This is a genomic window from Streptomyces sp. PR69 (assembly GCF_026420845.1).
GTDB lineage: Bacteria > Actinomycetota > Actinomycetes > Streptomycetales > Streptomycetaceae > Streptomyces.
The window spans coordinates 45,195-61,694 of record NZ_JAOWCB010000017.1 but is presented as its reverse complement, the minus strand read 5'-3'; the positions used below and the strand labels follow the sequence as shown (position 1 = coordinate 61,694).

16 protein-coding genes and 1 riboswitch are annotated in these 16,500 nt (G+C 71.3%); of the genes, 15 read left to right on the top strand and 1 reads right to left on the bottom strand.

Annotation, left to right across the window (positions count from 1 at the left end):
• Positions 1–62 precede the first annotated feature (62 nt).
• The 6 genes from OF819_RS18045 to OF819_RS18020 all read left to right on the top strand — a co-directional run bounded on the left by OF819_RS18045 (position 63) and on the right by OF819_RS18020 (position 5,583).
• Complete coding sequence (locus OF819_RS18045) at positions 63–371, top strand: DUF2469 domain-containing protein (protein WP_003965949.1); 309 nt, start codon at positions 63–65, stop codon at positions 369–371.
• A 130-nt stretch (positions 372–501) separates the two neighbouring features.
• Positions 502–864, top strand: a complete 363-nt coding sequence (locus OF819_RS18040) for a YraN family protein (protein ID WP_267244599.1) — start codon at positions 502–504, stop codon at positions 862–864.
• Entirely contained in the window at positions 864–2,480 is a 1,617-nt protein-coding gene (locus OF819_RS18035) for a YifB family Mg chelatase-like AAA ATPase (protein WP_267244598.1), read from the top strand. The genes OF819_RS18040 and OF819_RS18035 overlap by 1 nt, the downstream gene beginning before the upstream one ends.
• Entirely contained in the window at positions 2,477–3,865 is a 1,389-nt protein-coding gene (gene dprA, locus OF819_RS18030; protein WP_267244597.1) for a DNA-processing protein DprA, read from the top strand. Before OF819_RS18035 ends, dprA begins: the two co-directional genes overlap by 4 nt.
• A 245-nt stretch (positions 3,866–4,110) precedes the next feature.
• Positions 4,111–4,947 (top strand): RNA polymerase sigma factor WhiG, encoded by an 837-nt coding sequence (gene whiG, locus OF819_RS18025; RefSeq protein WP_267244596.1) that lies wholly within the window; start codon positions 4,111–4,113, stop codon positions 4,945–4,947.
• 72 nt (positions 4,948–5,019) lie between these two features.
• On the top strand, positions 5,020–5,583 hold the full coding sequence (locus OF819_RS18020) for a TetR/AcrR family transcriptional regulator (protein WP_267244650.1): 564 nt from the start codon (positions 5,020–5,022) through the stop codon (positions 5,581–5,583).
• A 106-nt stretch (positions 5,584–5,689) separates the two neighbouring features.
• Here the strand turns inward: OF819_RS18020 and OF819_RS18015 are convergent, their stop codons facing one another.
• Complete coding sequence (locus tag OF819_RS18015) at positions 5,690–6,178, bottom strand: M23 family metallopeptidase (RefSeq protein WP_267244595.1); 489 nt, start codon at positions 6,176–6,178, stop codon at positions 5,690–5,692.
• Positions 6,179–6,448: 270 nt separating this feature from the next.
• Between OF819_RS18015 and rpsB the strand changes: the two genes are divergently transcribed.
• From rpsB to OF819_RS17970, 9 genes are all read left to right on the top strand, one after another.
• A complete protein-coding gene (gene rpsB / locus OF819_RS18010) occupies positions 6,449–7,315 on the top strand; it encodes a 30S ribosomal protein S2 (RefSeq protein WP_267244594.1) in 867 nt (288 codons plus the stop codon).
• 106 nt (positions 7,316–7,421) lie between these two features.
• Positions 7,422–8,258 carry a translation elongation factor Ts gene (tsf, locus tag OF819_RS18005; protein WP_267244593.1) on the top strand — a complete coding sequence of 279 codons (837 nt, stop codon included), beginning with the start codon at positions 7,422–7,424 and terminating at the stop codon, positions 8,256–8,258.
• 161 nt (positions 8,259–8,419) lie between these two features.
• On the top strand, positions 8,420–9,223 hold the full coding sequence (gene pyrH / locus OF819_RS18000) for a UMP kinase (RefSeq protein ID WP_267244592.1): 804 nt from the start codon (positions 8,420–8,422) through the stop codon (positions 9,221–9,223).
• Positions 9,224–9,336: 113 nt separating this feature from the next.
• Positions 9,337–9,894 (top strand): ribosome recycling factor, encoded by a 558-nt coding sequence (frr, locus tag OF819_RS17995; RefSeq protein ID WP_267244591.1) that lies wholly within the window; start codon positions 9,337–9,339, stop codon positions 9,892–9,894.
• Positions 9,894–11,054: a phosphatidate cytidylyltransferase gene (locus OF819_RS17990; protein WP_267244590.1), complete on the top strand. Its 1,161-nt coding sequence runs from the start codon at positions 9,894–9,896 to the stop codon at positions 11,052–11,054. Before frr ends, OF819_RS17990 begins: the two co-directional genes overlap by 1 nt.
• Positions 11,055–11,237: 183 nt before the next feature.
• Entirely contained in the window at positions 11,238–12,350 is a 1,113-nt protein-coding gene (gene rlmN, locus OF819_RS17985; protein ID WP_267244589.1) for a 23S rRNA (adenine(2503)-C(2))-methyltransferase RlmN, read from the top strand.
• 71 nt (positions 12,351–12,421) lie between these two features.
• Positions 12,422–12,531, top strand: a riboswitch (TPP riboswitch).
• An 87-nt stretch (positions 12,532–12,618) separates the two neighbouring features.
• Positions 12,619–13,728, top strand: coding sequence for a thiamine ABC transporter substrate-binding protein (locus OF819_RS17980; RefSeq protein WP_267244588.1), 1,110 nt, complete (start codon positions 12,619–12,621; stop codon positions 13,726–13,728).
• Positions 13,704–15,407 carry an ABC transporter permease gene (locus tag OF819_RS17975; protein WP_416370564.1) on the top strand — a complete coding sequence of 568 codons (1,704 nt, stop codon included), beginning with the start codon at positions 13,704–13,706 and terminating at the stop codon, positions 15,405–15,407. Before OF819_RS17980 ends, OF819_RS17975 begins: the two co-directional genes overlap by 25 nt.
• Entirely contained in the window at positions 15,407–16,447 is a 1,041-nt protein-coding gene (locus OF819_RS17970; RefSeq protein WP_267244587.1) for an ABC transporter ATP-binding protein, read from the top strand. Before OF819_RS17975 ends, OF819_RS17970 begins: the two co-directional genes overlap by 1 nt.
• Positions 16,448–16,500 lie beyond the last annotated feature (53 nt).

Here is a 16,500-nt window from a genome sequence, read left to right as displayed (position 1 = left end):
CGTCTAGGGGTGCGGATGGCTGACGCACAATGGGGGGACGCACGGCTGAAGGGGAACATGCCATGAGCGCCGAGGACCTCGAGAAGTACGAGACCGAGATGGAGCTGAAGCTCTACCGGGAGTACCGCGACGTCGTCGGGCTGTTCAAATATGTGATCGAGACCGAACGGCGCTTCTATCTCACCAACGACTACGAGATGCAGGTGCACTCGGTCCAGGGCGAGGTCTTCTTCGAGGTCTCGATGGCTGATGCCTGGGTCTGGGACATGTACCGCCCGGCCAGGTTCGTCAAGCAGGTACGTGTGCTGACATTCAAGGATGTGAACATCGAGGAGCTGAACAAGAGCGACCTCGAGCTTCCGGGCGGCTGAAGGGGACCGCTTGGTCAGGGCCCCCATCGCTGAATCGGGTGACGGAGTTATCCACAGCGGACGGGTTGTCCACCAAGATCCACACGTAACGGTGTGACGCGTCACAGTCGGTGCCGGAGGTGGTGCCGAGATGAACGCGACGGGGGCACTGGGACGGTACGGCGAGGAGCTGGCGGCGCGGCTGCTGGCATGCTCCGGCATGGCGGTGCTGGCGAGGAACTGGCGATGCGGCCGGTCCGGCGAGATCGACATCGTGGCGCGCGACGGGGATGCGCTGGTCGTCTGCGAGGTCAAGACCCGCAGGGCGGCCGCCTTCGAACACCCGATGGCCGCGATCACCCCACGGAAGGCCGCCCGGCTCAGACGGCTGGCCGAATGCTGGCTGCAGCGGCACGGCGGCCCGCCGCCGGGCGGGGTGCGCATCGACCTCGTGGGTGTGCTGCTGCCCCGGCAGGGCGGGCCCGTGGTGCAGCATGCGCGGGGGGTGGCCTGATGGGATTCGCGCGTGCGTGTTCCGTGGCGCTGGTTGGCGTCGAGGGCGTGGTCGTGGAGGTGCAGGCCGACCTTGAGCCCGGCGTCGCCGCCTTCACCCTGGTGGGGCTGCCGGACAAGAGCCTCGTCGAGAGCCGGGACCGGGTGCGGGCGGCCGTGGTCAACTCCGGCGCGGAGTGGCCGCAGAAGAAGCTCACCGTGGGCCTCAGCCCCGCCTCCGTGCCCAAGGCGGGCAGCGGTTTCGACCTGGCCGTCGCGGTGGCCACCCTGGGAGCGGCCGAGCGCATCGCCCCCGAGGACATCGCCGATCTGGTGCTCATCGGCGAACTGGGCCTCGACGGCCGCGTCCGCCCCGTGCGCGGGGTGCTGCCCGCCGTCCTCGCGGCCGCGGAAGCCGGCTACCGCCAGGTGGTCGTCCCCGAGCAGACCGCCGGCGAGGCGTCGCTCGTCCCCGGCGTGTCCGTCCTCGGTGTGCGCAGCCTGCGACAGCTCATCGCCATCCTGACCAAGGAGCCCGTGCCCCACGAGGAAGCCGAGCCGCCCGGCCGCCCCGACTCCATGCTCGCCGGTCTGATGGTGCCGGGTGCGGGCGTGGGCGCCGGGATCTCCGCCCCGTCCGGCGACGGCCCCGACCTGGCCGATGTCGCAGGGCAGCGCGCCGCCCGCACGGCTCTGGAGGTGGCCGCCGCGGGCCGCCACCATCTGCTGCTCTACGGCCCGCCCGGCGCGGGAAAGACCATGCTCGCCGAGCGCCTCCCCGGAGCGCTGCCGCCGCTGACCCGCCGCGAGTCGCTCGAAGTCACCGCCGTCCACTCCGTCGCGGGCATCCTGCCGCCCGGCGAACCCCTGGTGCGCACGCCGCCCTACTGCGCCCCGCACCACTCGGCGACCATGCCTTCCCTGGTCGGCGGCGGCAACGGCCTGCCCAGACCGGGTGCGGTCTCCCTGGCGCACAGAGGAGTGCTCTTCCTGGATGAAACCCCTGAATTCTCCACAAAAGCCCTCGATGCGCTGCGGCAGCCCCTGGAATCCGGGCATGTGGTGGTCGCCCGCAGCGGGGGAGTGGTGCGGCTGCCGGCGCGCTTTCTGATGGTGCTCGCCGCGAATCCCTGCCCATGCGGCCGGCACACCCTCCATGGCGCGGGCTGTGAGTGCCCGCCCGCCGTCATCCGCCGCTATCAGGCACGGCTCTCCGGGCCACTGCTCGACCGCGTCGACCTGCGCGTCGAGGTGGAGCCCGTCGACCGCGGCGACCTCATGGGCCAGGGCGGCCGCGGGGAGCCCACCGAGCGGGTCGCGGCCCGTGTGCTGGCAGCACGCGAACGCGCCGCCGCCCGGCTGAGCGGCACGCCCTGGAGCGTCAACAGCGAAGTGCCCGGCCATGAGCTGCGCACCCGATGGACCCTCGCCCCCGGCGCCCTCGCCGCCGCCGAGCGGGACATGGAGCGCGGTCTGCTCACCGCCCGCGGGCTCGACCGCGTCGTCCGCGTCGCCTGGACCATCGCCGACCTCGCCGGACGGGACCGCCCGCAGTCCCATGACATCGACCTCGCCCTGGAACTGCGCACCGGCGTCGCGCGGGGCGCGCCGATGGCCGCCGCGGGAGGCGTCGTATGAGGCGGGGCGAGGGGGCGCTCGACGACGAGCCGGCCGATCACGCTGAGGGGCCGCCCGGCGAGCCCGCGGACGGGGCGGCGGCAGCGCGCAGCGGGAGCGCGCCGGGCGCCGTCACCGCGTACGGTTCCAGGGGCGGCGCGAAGCCCTTGCCGGAGGCAGAGCCGGGGAGCAGGGGCGTGGCCCCAGACGGCTCCACGGGCTCCGGGCATACAGGGCAGGCCCCGCGGGCGGCCGCCGACGGAGAGCGGCTGGCACGGGCGGCGCTCACCCGGGTCATCGAGCCCGGCGACGAACGCGGGGGCCGCTGGCTGCGGGAGTTCGGGGCGCGCGGGCTGCTGGAGCGCCTCACCGCGCCGCCGGACGAACCGGACGCGCTGCCCGGGGCCACCCCGAGACGGCTGGCCGGCTACCGCATACGGGCAGCCGCGGCCGATCCCGAACGCGACCTCGCGGCCGCCGCCGCGGCCGACGGCCGGTTCATCGTCCCGGGCGACGCCGAGTGGCCCACCCAGCTCGACGACCTCGGTGACGCCAGACCCCTCGGACTATGGGTGCGGGGCCGCCCGGATCTGCGGAAATGGGCGCTGTGCTCGGTCGCCGTCGTCGGCGCCCGGGCCTGCACGCCCTACGGCGCGCATCTGGCAGCCTCCCTCGGCTCGGGACTCGCCGAGCGCGGCTGGGTCGTGGTCTCCGGGGCGGCCTTCGGGATCGACGGCGCGGCGCACAGAGGCGCGCTGGCCGCGGGCGGGGCGACCGTCGCCGTGCTCGCCTGCGGGGTCGACGTGGTCTATCCGCGCGGCCATGCGCAGCTGATCCGGCGTGTCGCGGAACAGGGCCTGGTCATCGGGGAGTTGCCGCCAGGCGACCATCCCACGCCCAGCAGATTCATCCTCAGGAACCGTGTGATCGCGGCGCTCACCCGCGGCACGGTCGTCGTCGAAGCCGAGTACCGCAGCGGCTCGCTGGTCACCGCACGGGCCGCGCAGCGGCTGGGCCGCCACACGATGGGCGTCCCGGGACCCGTCACCAGCGGACTCTCGGCCGGGGTGCATGAACTGCTGCGCGGTGAGGGCACGCTGGTCACGGACGCCGACGAAGTCGTCGAGCTCATCGGCGAGATGGGCGACCTCGCCCCGGAGCGCCGAGGGCCTGTGCTGCCCAGGGATCTGCTCGACCCGCTCAGCGCGCGGCTGCTCGCGGCGTTTCCGGCCCGCGGCACGGCGGACCCCGAGGGCCTGGCGCGCGCCGTGGGGCTGACCCCGGACGAGACCGGCGGCAGGCTGTATGAACTGCACTCCCTGGGGTTCGTCGAAAGGGTGGGTGACCGCTGGCAGTTGACGCGGTGTGCGAGCCACGGCCCGAACGTGTGGCGAGGCGGTGCTTGACCTGACGCATTCGGGTGACAGGGTGAGGCCGATGACCTCTGCAGCCCCGTCGTCAGCATCCGAGGGGCCGGCGCGTCTGGCGTCGGCCCTGGTTCGAAGGTGTGGCCGACGGGCTGTACCCGCACAGGTTCACTCCCCCGAGGATCGCCCACCGCGACGTGTCAGTCACGCTACGCTCACCGGAATTCCCTCACAGACGACGCCCGCCCCATCCCGCGTCACAGCAGAACGGCTCAAGGCAACGCATGCCCCAGCACACCTCCGGGTCTGACCGCGCGGCAGCGCCCCCCGCTGCCCGTGGCGCCGTGCGGCCCTCCGCTCCCTCGTCGCTCGACGAGCTGTGGCGGTCGTACAAGGCCACGGGCGACGAGCGCCTGCGGGAGCAGCTGATCCTGCACTACTCGCCTCTGGTGAAGTATGTCGCGGGCCGGGTGAGCGTGGGGTTGCCGTCCAATGTCGAGCAGGCGGACTTCGTCTCCTCCGGAGTCTTCGGGCTCATCGACGCCATTGAGAAGTTCGATCTCGACCGGTCGATCAAGTTCGAGACCTACGCCATCACCCGGATCCGCGGGGCCATGATCGACGAGCTGCGCGCGCTGGACTGGATTCCGCGCTCCGTGCGGCAGAAGGCCCGGGCCGTGGAGCGGGCGTATGCGACGCTCGAGGCCCAGCTGAGGCGCACTCCCACCGAGGCCGAGGTGGCCTCGGAGATGGGCATCGCGGTGGACGAACTGCACGCGGTTTTCAGCCAGTTGTCCCTGGCCAATGTGGTGGCCCTGGAGGAGCTGCTGCATGTGGGCGGCGAGGGCGGCGACGGGCTCAGCGTGATGGACACCCTGGAGGACACCGCGGCGGACAACCCCGTCGAGGTCGCGGAGGACCGGGAGCTGCGGCGGTTGCTGGCCAAGGCCGTCAACACCCTGCCCGAGCGGGAGAAGACCGTCGTCACCCTCTACTACTACGAGGGCCTCACCCTCGCGGAGATCGGCAATGTGCTGGGGGTCACGGAGAGCAGGGTCAGCCAGATCCACACAAAGTCGGTGCTCCAGCTGCGGGCGAAGCTGGCCGACGTCGGACGCTGAGGGGGCGCTGTCGCTGGAACGGGGCGGCCGGATCCGTACAGTGGTGGGGTGCCCAGGATTCGAGCGGCCTCCGTGGCCGAGCACCGGACGATGCAGCGCGACGCCCTGCTGGACGCCGCGCGTTCCCTGCTGTCGGAGGGCGGCACTGAGGCGCTGACATTCCCCGCCCTCGCCGAACGCACCGGTCTGGCCCGGTCCTCCGTGTACGAGTACTTCCGCTCGCGGGCCGCCGTCGTCGAGGAGCTGTGCGCGGTCGACTTCCCCGTGTGGGCCGCGGAGGTCGAGGCCGCGATGGAGCGGGCTGCGACCCCCGAGGACAAGATCGAGGCGTATGTGCGGCAGCAGCTTGAGCTGGTCGGGGACCGGCGGCACCGTGCCGTGGTCGCGATCTCGGCGAGTGAGCTGGACGCGGGGGCGCGGGAGAAGATCCGTGCCGCGCACGGCGGCCTGGTCGCGATGATCGTCGAGGCGCTCGCGGAGCTGGGGCATGAGCAGCCCCGCCTTGCGGCGGTGCTCCTCCAGGGCGTGGTGGACGCGGCGGTCCGCCGTACCGAACTCGGCGCGGCGGAGGACCCCGCCAAGATCGCCGACGCGGCGGTCTCCCTGGCGCTGCGCGGCGTGACCCCGCGCGTCTGAGAAGCTTCGGCGAAGTGCAGCGCGGTTCGGGCGCGCCCCGTAGGGGCGCGGGGCTGCACTGCTGTGCGGCTTCGCCCCGGACCCCCTGTGGAGGGCATGGGGCGGCCTACCGCGAGCGGGTGCCCGACAGCGGGAGCAGGCGGGACGGCGCGCGCGGGAGCAGCAGCAGCGGGTTGAGGTAGGCGTCCGCGCGCAGCAGGCCCCAGTGGAGGCACGGCCCCGCGCAGTGCGAGGGCCCGGCGGCGAGGGTGGCCACGGTCTGGCCCGGGCGGACCGGGTCGCCGGCGCGCACCATGGGCCGCACAGGCTCATACGTCGTCCGCAACGGCGGCGCGCCCGTCCCGGCGAGCGCGATCACCAGCACACCCCGCCCCGCCACCTGCCCCGCGAACAGCACCCGCCCCGCGGCCGCCGCGCGGACCTCCGCCCCGGCGCGGCCCGCCAGATCCACGCCCCGGTGCCCCGGCCCGTACGGGAAAAGCGGCGGTTCCCAGCCCCGTACGACCTCGGGGCGAGGCGGGCCGAGCGGCCAGACGGCCTGCCGGGGGAGGGCGGTGGGCAGCAGCAGGGCGAGGGTGAGGACAAGAGCGGTCATGGCGGGAGCGTGCCCGAGACGCCGGGCGCCTCGCGGATCATGGGCCCGGCCTGTGGACTACTCCCCGGTTGTGGACAACGCCGTCACCCCGGCGCGTCACCTGCGACCGCCCCCGTCCCGTACACTTCTTCTGGCGATCCGGGTCACCGGGTCGACTTCGCACGCCCCGCCACCGGACCCTCATCGGTCAGTGGCCGCGCCTCTCGGTCCCCTGTGGCACGGCGCGTCGGGGCGTCAGGACACAACCGAGAAATCCAAGGAGATACGGCCATGGCCGTCGTCACGATGCGGGAGCTGCTGGAGAGCGGCGTCCACTTCGGTCACCAGACCCGTCGCTGGAACCCGAAGATGAAGCGCTTCATCTTCACCGAGCGCAACGGCATCTACATCATCGACCTGCTCCAGTCGCTGTCGTACATCGACCGCGCCTATGAGTTCGTCAAGGAGACCGTCGCGCACGGCGGCTCCATCATGTTCGTCGGCACCAAGAAGCAGGCGCAGGAGGCCATCGCCGAGCAGGCGACCCGCGTCGGCATGCCGTACGTCAACCAGCGCTGGCTGGGCGGCATGCTCACCAACTTCTCCACCGTCTACAAGCGCCTTCAGCGTCTGAAGGAGCTTGAGCAGATCGACTTCGAGGACGTGGCCGCCTCCGGCCTCACCAAGAAGGAGCTGCTGGTCCTCTCCCGTGAGAAGGCCAAGCTGGAGAAGACCCTCGGCGGCATCCGCGAGATGCAGAAGGTGCCCAGCGCCGTCTGGATCGTCGACACCAAGAAGGAGCACATCGCCGTCGGCGAGGCTCGCAAGCTCAACATCCCGGTCGTCGCGATCCTCGACACCAACTGCGACCCCGACGAGGTCGACTACAAGATCCCGGGCAACGACGACGCGATCCGCTCCGTCACTCTGCTCACCCGCGTGATCGCCGACGCCGTCGCCGAGGGCCTCATCGCCCGCTCCGGCGCCGCGACCGGCGACCAGAAGCCGGGCGACAAGGCCGCGGGCGAGCCGCTGGCCGAGTGGGAGCGTGACCTGCTCGAGGGCGAGAAGAAGGCCGACGAGGGCGAGAAGAAGGCCGACGAGGAGGCCAAGCCCGCCGAGGCCGAGAAGCCTGCCGCGGACGCCGAGCAGGCCTGACCTCAACGGTTCGGTTCCTGACGGCGGGGGACGGCGCACCATGAGCGCCGCCCCCGCCGCTCACCCGTAGATCTTCGACTTTCGACTTCGAGAGAGATTCAAGGACATGGCGAACTACACCGCCGCCGACGTCAAGAAGCTTCGCGAGCTCACCGGCGCCGGCATGATGGACTGCAAGAAGGCGCTGGACGAGGCCGAGGGCAACGTCGACAAGGCCGTTGAGCTGCTCCGCGTCAAGGGCCAGAAGGGCGTCGCCAAGCGTGAGGGCCGCTCCGCCGAGAACGGCGCGGTCGTCTCCCTCATCGCCGACGACAAGTCCTCCGGCGTGCTGCTGGAGCTGAAGTGCGAGACGGACTTCGTCGCCAAGGGCGAGAAGTTCCTCGCCGTGGCCGACGCGCTCGCCAAGCACGTCGCCGCCACCTCCCCGGCCGACATCGAGGCGCTGCTCGCCTCCGAGATCGAGGCCGGCAAGACCGTCCAGGCGTACGTCGACGAGGCCAACGCCAACCTCGGCGAGAAGATCGTCCTCGACCGCTTCGCGCAGTTCGCCGACGGCTATGTCGCCGCGTACATGCACCGCACCATGCCCGACCTCCCGCCGCAGGTCGGCGTGCTGGTCGAGCTGGACAAGGAGAATGCAGAGGTCGCCAAGGACGTCGCGCAGCACATCGCCGCCTTCGCCCCGAAGTACCTCCGCCGCGAGGACGTCCCGGCCGAGGTCGTCGAGGCCGAGCGCCGCGTCGCCGAGGAGACCTCGCGCAACGAGGGCAAGCCCGAGGCCGCCCTCCCGAAGATCGTCGAGGGTCGCGTCAACGGCTTCTTCAAGGAGGTCACCCTCCTCGACCAGCCGTTCGCCAAGGACAACAAGAAGACCGTCCAGAAGGTCCTGGACGAGGCCGGTGTCTCGCTGAAGCGCTTCGCGCGCATCCGCGTCGGCGCCTGAGCCCGTAAGCGATCGACACAGGAGACCGCTAGGGTTTCCTAACGCAGTCATCGGCCGGGTACGCGCCGCACGACCGCAGATCTGACGAGGAGGCCATTGCCGACAGGGACACCAGCACCCCAAGGCAGTGGCCTTCTTCGTATGTGCACGAGGAGATCTCCATGAACAAGGGCGCGGACGCCACCCAGGCAGCCGGCGGCAAACGCGAGAACAACGGCGAGAGCAACGGCGGCGACGGCAAGAAGGCCGGACGCTTTCTGCTGAAGCTCTCCGGAGAAGCGTTCTCCGGCGGCACGGGGCTCGGCGTCGACCCCGACGTCGTACACACCATGGCGCGCGAGATCGCCGCGGTGGTCCGGGACGGCGCGCAGATCGCGGTCGTCATCGGCGGCGGCAACTTCTTCCGCGGCGCGGAGCTCCAGCAGCGCGGCATGGACCGGGCGCGCTCCGACTACATGGGCATGCTCGGCACGGTGATGAACTGCCTCGCCCTCCAGGACTTCCTGGAGAAGGAGGGCATCGACTCGCGCGTCCAGACCGCCATCACCATGGGGCAGGTCGCGGAGCCGTACATCCCGCTGCGCGCGGTGCGCCACCTGGAGAAGGGCCGGGTCGTCATCTTCGGCGCGGGCATGGGCATGCCCTACTTCTCCACGGACACCACCGCGGCCCAGCGTGCCCTGGAGATCGACGCCGAGGCCCTGCTGATGGGCAAGAACGGCGTGGACGGGGTCTATGACTCCGACCCCAAGACCAACCCCGACGCGGTGAAGTTCGACGCGCTGGAGTACGGCGAGGTGATCTCCCGCAACCTCAAGGTCGCCGACGCCACCGCCGTCACGCTCTGCCGCGACAACAACCTCCCGATTCTCGTCTTCGAGCTGCTGACGACGGGCAATATCGCCCGGGCCGTCAAGGGTGAGAAGATCGGCACACTCGTGAGCGACCAGGGCACCCGGGCCTGATCGAGGGATGGACAACGCCCCGCCGGTCGGACACCGTGCAGGGGTAGACGCGACACAGGTTCCGCCGGCCCCCGCTGGATGCCGGGCCAACTCTAGACACGCAGGAGCAAGTGGTGATCGAAGAGACCCTCCTCGAGGCCGAGGAGAAGATGGAAAAGGCCGTCCTGGTCGCCAAGGAGGACTTCGCCGCGATCCGTACGGGACGTGCCCACCCCGCCATGTTCAACAAGATCGTGGCGGACTACTACGGTGCCGCGACGCCGATCAACCAGCTCGCCTCGTTCGCGGTCCCCGAGGCCCGCATGGCCGTGGTGACGCCTTTCGACAAGAGCGCGCTGCGCAATATCGAGCAGGCCATCCGCGACTCCGATCTGGGCGTCAACCCCACCAATGACGGCAATGTCATCCGCGTGGTGTTCCCGGAGCTCACCGAGGAGCGCCGCCGCGAGTACATCAAGGTCGCCAAGGGCAAGGGCGAGGACGCCAAGATCTCGATCCGTTCGGTCCGCCGCAAGGCCAAGGAGGCCATCGACAAGCTGATCAAGGACGGCGAGGTCGGCGAGGACGAGGGACGCCGCGCGGAGAAGGAGCTCGACGACACCACCGCGAAGCATGTGGCGCAGGTGGATGAGCTGCTCAAGCACAAGGAAGCCGAGCTGCTCGAGGTCTGATGAACGACTCTTCCCGGGGGGCCGCCCCGCAGCACCGGCAGCACGCCGGATACGCAGGTCAGTGGCCGCCGTCCGACCAGGGGCATGCCCCGGCGGGTCCCGCATACGATGAGCGCGCCGCGCCGCAGACTCGGCCCATGCCCATCGTGCCGGACTTCCCCGACGCAGGTAGAGACGACGCAGGCAGCGACCACGAGAACCGAGGCAGCCGCGGCGACGGCCGCAGTGATCAGGAAGACCGCGACCGGGGGGCCGCTCGGCTGAGCGGCCCCCTGTTCCGTGACGAGATGCCGCAGGAGCCCATGCCCACCGCGCCGCAGACCGCGCCCACCCCGCAGCCGAAGAAGCGGGCAGGCCGTGACCTGCGGGCCGCCATAGGGGTCGGGATCGGGCTCGGCGCGGTCATCATCGCCTCGCTCTTCGTCGTCAAGGCCGTCTTCGTCGGCGTGATAGCGGTCGCCGTCGTCGTCGGCCTGTGGGAGCTGACCTCCCGCCTCCAGGAGCGCAAGCAGATCAAGGCCCCGCTGGTGCCGCTGGCCGTGGGCGGCGCGGCCATGGTGGTGGCCGGCTATGCGCGCGGCGCCGAAGGCGCCTGGGTGGCCATGGCGCTGACCGGTCTTGCGGTGCTGGTCTGGCGGATGACCGAACCGCCCGAGGGCTATCTCAGGGACGTCACCGCGGGCCTCTTCGCCGCGTTCTACGTCCCCTTCCTGGCGACGTTCGTCGCCATGATGCTCACCGCCGGGGACGGGCCCCAGCGGGTGCTCACCTTCCTGCTGCTCACCGTCGTCAGCGACACCGGGGCGTACGCGGTCGGCTGGCGCTTCGGCAAGCACAAGCTGGCCCCGCGCATCAGCCCCGGAAAGACCCGTGAGGGTCTGGCCGGGGCGGTGGCGTTCGCCATGGCGGCGGGCGCGCTGTGCATGCAGTTCCTCATCGACGGCGGCACCTGGTGGCAGGGTCTGCTGCTGGGCCTCGCGGTCGCCGTCAGCGCCACGCTGGGCGACCTCGGCGAGTCCATGATCAAGCGTGATCTGGGCATCAAGGACATGGGCACCCTGCTTCCCGGCCACGGCGGCATCATGGACCGCCTCGACTCGCTGCTGCCCACGGCTCCGGTGGTGTGGCTGCTGATGGTGATCTTCGTCGGGGCGAGCTGACCCGAGCAGGTACGCTGGAAGAGCCCGTGGCGCGACGTACCGCGGGCCCTTTCCATCAGCCCCTTCCCATCGGTCCCCGCCGACGCGGGGGCGGTCCCGTGAGGTCTCCCGGCTTCGGCACGGTGTTGCCGTTGTCCCCGCGACAGCGGGGCCGGACCTCGTCGTCATGAGGAGTTTCCCGACGTGGCACGCCCTGTTCCCGGCGAACTGACCTTCGTCGCCCCGCGCGGAGCCAAGAAGCCACCGCGGCATCTCGCCGATCTCTCGCCCGCCGAGCGCAAGGAGGCCGTCGCCGCCATCGGCGAGAAGCCGTTCCGCGCCAGGCAGCTCTCACAGCACTACTTCGCGCGGTACGCCCACGACCCCGCCCAGTGGACGGACATTCCCGCCACGGCGCGCGAGAAGCTCGCCTCGGAGCTGCTGCCCGAGCTGATGTCCGTCGTACGGCATATCTCCTGCGACGACGACACCACCCGCAAGACCCTGTGGCGGCTGCACGACGGCACGCTCGTCGAGTCGGTGCTCATGCGCTACCCGGACCGGGTGACCATGTGCATCTCCTCACAGGCCGGCTGCGGGATGAACTGCCCCTTCTGCGCCACCGGGCAGGCGGGACTGGACCGCAATCTGTCCACCGCCGAGATCGTCCACCAGATCGTCGACGGCATGCGCGCCCTGCGCGACGGCGAGGTCCCCGGAGGCCCCGCCCGGCTGTCGAACATCGTCTTCATGGGCATGGGGGAGCCGCTCGCCAACTACAAGCGGGTCGTGGGCGCCATCCGCCGGCTCACCGACCCCGAGCCGGACGGCCTCGGCCTCTCCCAGCGCGGGATCACCGTCTCCACCGTCGGCCTGGTCCCGGCGATGCTGCGGTTCGCCGACGAGGGCTTCAAGTGCCGGCTGGCGGTCTCGCTGCACGCGCCCGACGACGAGCTGCGCGACACCCTCGTCCCCGTCAACACCCGCTGGAAGGTCCGCGAGGTCCTCGACGCGGCATGGGAGTACGCGGAGAAGTCCGGCCGCCGCATCTCCGTCGAGTACGCGCTGATCCGCGACATCAACGACCAGGCATGGCGGGGCGATCTGCTGGGCCGGCTGCTCAAGGGCAAGCGCGTCCATGTCAATCTGATCCCGCTCAACCCCACGCCCGGCTCCAAGTGGACGGCCTCCCGCCCCGCGGACGAGAAGGCGTTCATCGAGGCCATCGCCGCCCATGGGGTGCCGGTGACCGTGCGGGACACCCGCGGCCAGGAGATCGACGGGGCCTGCGGCCAGCTCGCCGCCTCGGAGCGCTGACCCCTGAACCCTGAACCGGGCCGCCGGCCCCCGGAACCGTCCATGTAATGTGACTGGAAATATCTGCATAGTCATTCCGACAGGGGAGCGCCACAGCGCTGAGAGTGCGACGCCGTCAGGTCGCAGACCCTCTGAACCTCGCCCCGGTCATTCGGGGTAGGAAGTTCGGTCATCACTCAAGCTGTTGCGCCCTGCCCGGCATCCGATCCGCTCGCTTCGGGGCCGGGCGGGGCCGCGTCTCTTCCTGGTCATCTCCAGGAGGAATCCGATGAGCACCAAGAAGATCACGGCCGTCGTGGCCGCCGCCGCCCTCGGCGTCGGCGCACTCGCCGCCTGCGGCGGAGAGTCCAAGGACGCCAAGGACTCCAAGGACGCCGCCACGGGCTCCGGCTCCGGCTCCAAGACTGTGACCCTCGTCAGCCATGAGTCGTTCGCCGCCTCCGAGGACGTGCTGAAGCAGTTCACCAAGGAGACCGGCTACACGGTCACGGTGCTCAAGAGCGGAGACGCGGGCGAGGCGCTCAACAAGGAGATCCTCACCAAGGGCTCCCCGCAGGGCGATGTCCTCTTCGGCGTCGACAACACCCTGCTGTCGCGTGCGCTCGACCACGGACTGTTCACGCCGTACGAGGCCAAGGGCCTGGCGCAGGTGCGCGAAGAGGTCCGGCTCGACGATCAGCAGCACCGCGTCACCCCTGTCGACACGGGCGACATCTGCGTCAACTACGACAAGAAGTACTTCGCCGACAAGAAGCTCGCCCCGCCGCAGACCTTCGACGATCTGGCCAAGCCCGCGTACAAGAACCTCCTCGTCGTCGAGAACGCCGCCACCTCCTCACCCGGCCTCGGCTTCCTCCTCGGCACGATCGGCACATACGGCGAAGACGGCTGGCAGGACTACTGGAAGAAGCTCGACGCCAACGGCGTCAAGGTCGTCGACGGCTGGGAGCAGGCCTACAACGAGGAGTTCTCCGGCTCCGCGGGCGGCAAGAAGGCCGGAGCGGAGCGGCCGCTCGTCGTCAGCTACGCCTCCAGCCCGCCGGTCGAGGTCCTCTACTCCGAGCCGCAGCCCGACGAGGCGCCCACCGGCGTCGCCACCGGCACCTGCTTCCGCCAGATCGAGTTCGCCGGGCTGCTCAAGGGCGCGAAGAACGAGGCGGGCGGCAAGGCCCTGCTGGACTTCCTGGTCTCCAAGACCTTCCAGGAGGACATGCCGCTGAACATGTTCGTCAACCCCGTACGCGACGACGCGAAGCTGCCCGAGCTGTTCACCGAGCACGGCGAGGTCGTGGACAAGCCCGCGACCGTGCCCGCGGACGACATCGCGAAGAACCGTGAGCAGTGGATCCAGTCGTGGTCCTCGCTCGTCCTGAAGTAGGCGGTCCGCCGCGCACCCGCGGTGCGCGGCGGCGCGGCGGCGTGACGCGGCTCGCCCTGATGGCCGGGCCCGTCGCGTTCTTCGCCGTCTTCTTCGCCTACCCCGTGGCCGCGATCGTCGCCCGCGGCCTCAAGGCCGACGGGGACTGGCAGTTCGGGCGCTTCGGCGAAGTGCTGGCCCGCTCGGACATCCAGCACGTGCTGTGGTTCACCACCTGGCAGGCGCTCGCGTCCACCGCGCTGACCCTGCTGATCGCCCTGCCCGGGGCGTATGTCTTCGCCCGGCTCGACTTCCCCGGGAAGCAGCTGCTGCGGGCCGCGGTCACCGTGCCGTTCGTGCTGCCCACCGTCGTCGTCGGCTCCGCCTTCCTCGCCCTGCTCGGCCGCGGCGGGCTGCTCGACGAAACCCTCGGCATACGCCTGGACACCACCGTCTGGGCGATCCTCCTCGCCCATGTCTTCTTCAACTACGCCGTCGTCGTACGGACCGTCGGCGGACTCTGGGCCCAGCTCGACCCGCGCCAGGAGGAGGCCGCGCGCGTGCTCGGGGCCGGACGGTTCGCCGCCTGGCGGCGCGTCACCCTGCCCGCGCTGGCGCCCGCCGTCGCGGCCGCTGCCCTGATGGTCTTTCTGTTCACCTTCAGCTCCTTCGGCGTCGTGCAGATCCTCGGCGGGCCCGCCTTCGCCACCCTGGAGGTGGAGATCTACCGGCAGACCGCCCAGCTGCTCGATCTGCCCACCGCGGCCGTGCTGACCATGCTCCAGTTCCTCGCCGTCGGCGTCGTCCTCGCCGTGCACGCCCGCACCGTACGGCGCAGGGAGAGCGCGCTGCGGCTGACCGACCCGGCGCGCACGGCGCGCAGGCCGCGCGGAGCGGGCCAGTGGACGCTCCTCGGCGGCGTCCTCGCCAGTGTGGCCGCCCTGCTGCTGACCCCCCTCGCCGTGCTCGTCGAACGCTCCCTCGCCGGCCCCGACGGCTACGGCCTGCACTACTACCGGGCCCTCACCACACTCGACGCACGCGGCGGCGCCTTTCTCGTACCGCCCATCGAGGCCGTGTGGAACTCCCTCGAATACGCGCTCGCCGCGACCGCCGTAGCCGTCGCCGTCGGCGGACTCGCGGCCGCCGCGCTCACCCGGCGCGCCGGGCGGCTCGTACGCGGCTTCGACGCGCTGCTGATGCTGCCGCTCGGCGTCTCCGCCGTCACGGTCGGCTTCGGCTTCCTCATCGCCCTCGACGAGCCGCCGCTGGATCTGCGGGCTTCCTGGATTCTGGTGCCGCTCGCACAGGCGCTGGTCGGCGTGCCCTTCGTCGTACGGATCATGCTGCCGGTGCTGCGGGCGGTGGACGAACGGCTGCGGGAGGCCGCCGCCGTCCTCGGAGCGTCGCCGCTGCGCGCCTGGCGCGAGGTCGACTTCCCTCTGGTACGCCGCGCCCTGCTGATCGCCGCGGGCTTCGCCTTCGCCGTCTCCCTGGGCGAGTTCGGGGCGACGGTCTTCATCGCCCGGCCCGACCAGCCGACGCTGCCGGTGGCCGTGGCGCGGCTGCTGGGGCGGCCCGGCGAACTCAACTACGGCCAGGCGATGGCGCTGAGCACCATTCTCATGGCGGTGTGCGCCGCCGCGCTGCTGCTGCTCGAACGAGTCCGCGGCTCGTCCAAGACGTCAGGGGAGTTCTGATGCCATTGCTGCGGCTGGAGGATGTGACCGTGCGGTTCGGGGGCCGCGCGGTCGTCGACGCGGTGGACCTGGAGGTCGCTGAGCACGAGATCGTCTGCCTCCTCGGCCCGAGCGGCAGCGGCAAGTCCACGCTGCTGCGGGCCATCGCCGGGCTCCAGCCCGCGGACGCGGGGCGGGTGCTCCTCGGCGACGCCGACCAGTCGGGGGTGCCGGTGCACCGCCGGGGCGTCGGGCTGATGTTCCAGGACCATCAGCTCTTCCCGCAGCGCGATGTCGCCGGGAATGTCGCGTTCGGCCTGCGGATGCACGGCGTCGCCCGCCGGGAACGCGACCGCCGGGTGGCCGAACTGCTGGATCTCGTCGGACTGCCCGGCGCGCAGCGGCGCGCCGTCGCCTCCCTGTCCGGCGGCGAACAGCAGCGGGTCGCCCTGGCGCGGGCGCTCGCCCCCGAACCGCGGCTGCTGATGCTGGACGAGCCGCTCGGGCAGCTGGACCGCGGGCTGCGGGAGCGGCTGGTCGCCGAACTGCGGGAACTGTTCGGGCGGCTGGGTACGACGGTGCTCGCCGTCACCCACGACCAGGGGGAGGCGTTCGCGCTCGCCGACCGCGTGGCGGTCATGCGGGACGGGCGCATCGCGCAGACGGGCGCCCCGCTGGAGGTCTGGCGGCGGCCGGCCTCCGCGTTCGTGGCCCGCTTCCTCGGCTTCGACAACATCGTCGACGCCACGGTCGCCGGCGCGGCGGCCGCCACCCCCTGGGGCAAGATCCCGGTCCCCGACGGCTCCCCGCAGGGGGCCCGGAAGCTCCTCGTCCGGCCGGCCGGAGTGCGCCTCGTCCCGCCCGGCGACGGCCTGCGGTGCACGGTCGAGGCCCGCACCTTCCGCGGTACGCATATGGCCATGCTGCTCCGGCCCCGCGCGCCTGCCGCGGACGGGCCTCTCCTGGAAGCGGAGTGCGCGCTGCGGGATGCGGTGGCGGTGGGCGCGGAGACGGGTGTGGACTTCTCGGAGGACGAGGTCGTGGTGCTTGAGGGTGCGTGAGCGGGGGCCTGTTCCCCTACCCCCTGGGGGCGTGGGGGGACCCCCACTTCCCG

Coding starts and splice junctions, on each gene's coding strand:
- OF819_RS18045 (WP_003965949.1), top strand. CDS start 63: ATGAGCGCCGAGGACCTCGAGAAGTACGAGACCGAGATGGAGCTGAAG.
- OF819_RS18040 (WP_267244599.1), top strand. CDS start 502: ATGAACGCGACGGGGGCACTGGGACGGTACGGCGAGGAGCTGGCGGCG.
- OF819_RS18035 (WP_267244598.1), top strand. CDS start 864: ATGGGATTCGCGCGTGCGTGTTCCGTGGCGCTGGTTGGCGTCGAGGGC.
- dprA (WP_267244597.1), top strand. CDS start 2,477: ATGAGGCGGGGCGAGGGGGCGCTCGACGACGAGCCGGCCGATCACGCT.
- whiG (WP_267244596.1), top strand. CDS start 4,111: ATGCCCCAGCACACCTCCGGGTCTGACCGCGCGGCAGCGCCCCCCGCT.
- OF819_RS18015 (WP_267244595.1), bottom strand. CDS start 6,178: ATGACCGCTCTTGTCCTCACCCTCGCCCTGCTGCTGCCCACCGCCCTC.
- rpsB (WP_267244594.1), top strand. CDS start 6,449: ATGGCCGTCGTCACGATGCGGGAGCTGCTGGAGAGCGGCGTCCACTTC.
- tsf (WP_267244593.1), top strand. CDS start 7,422: ATGGCGAACTACACCGCCGCCGACGTCAAGAAGCTTCGCGAGCTCACC.
- pyrH (WP_267244592.1), top strand. CDS start 8,420: ATGAACAAGGGCGCGGACGCCACCCAGGCAGCCGGCGGCAAACGCGAG.
- OF819_RS17990 (WP_267244590.1), top strand. CDS start 9,894: ATGAACGACTCTTCCCGGGGGGCCGCCCCGCAGCACCGGCAGCACGCC.
- OF819_RS17980 (WP_267244588.1), top strand. CDS start 12,619: ATGAGCACCAAGAAGATCACGGCCGTCGTGGCCGCCGCCGCCCTCGGC.
- OF819_RS17970 (WP_267244587.1), top strand. CDS start 15,407: ATGCCATTGCTGCGGCTGGAGGATGTGACCGTGCGGTTCGGGGGCCGC.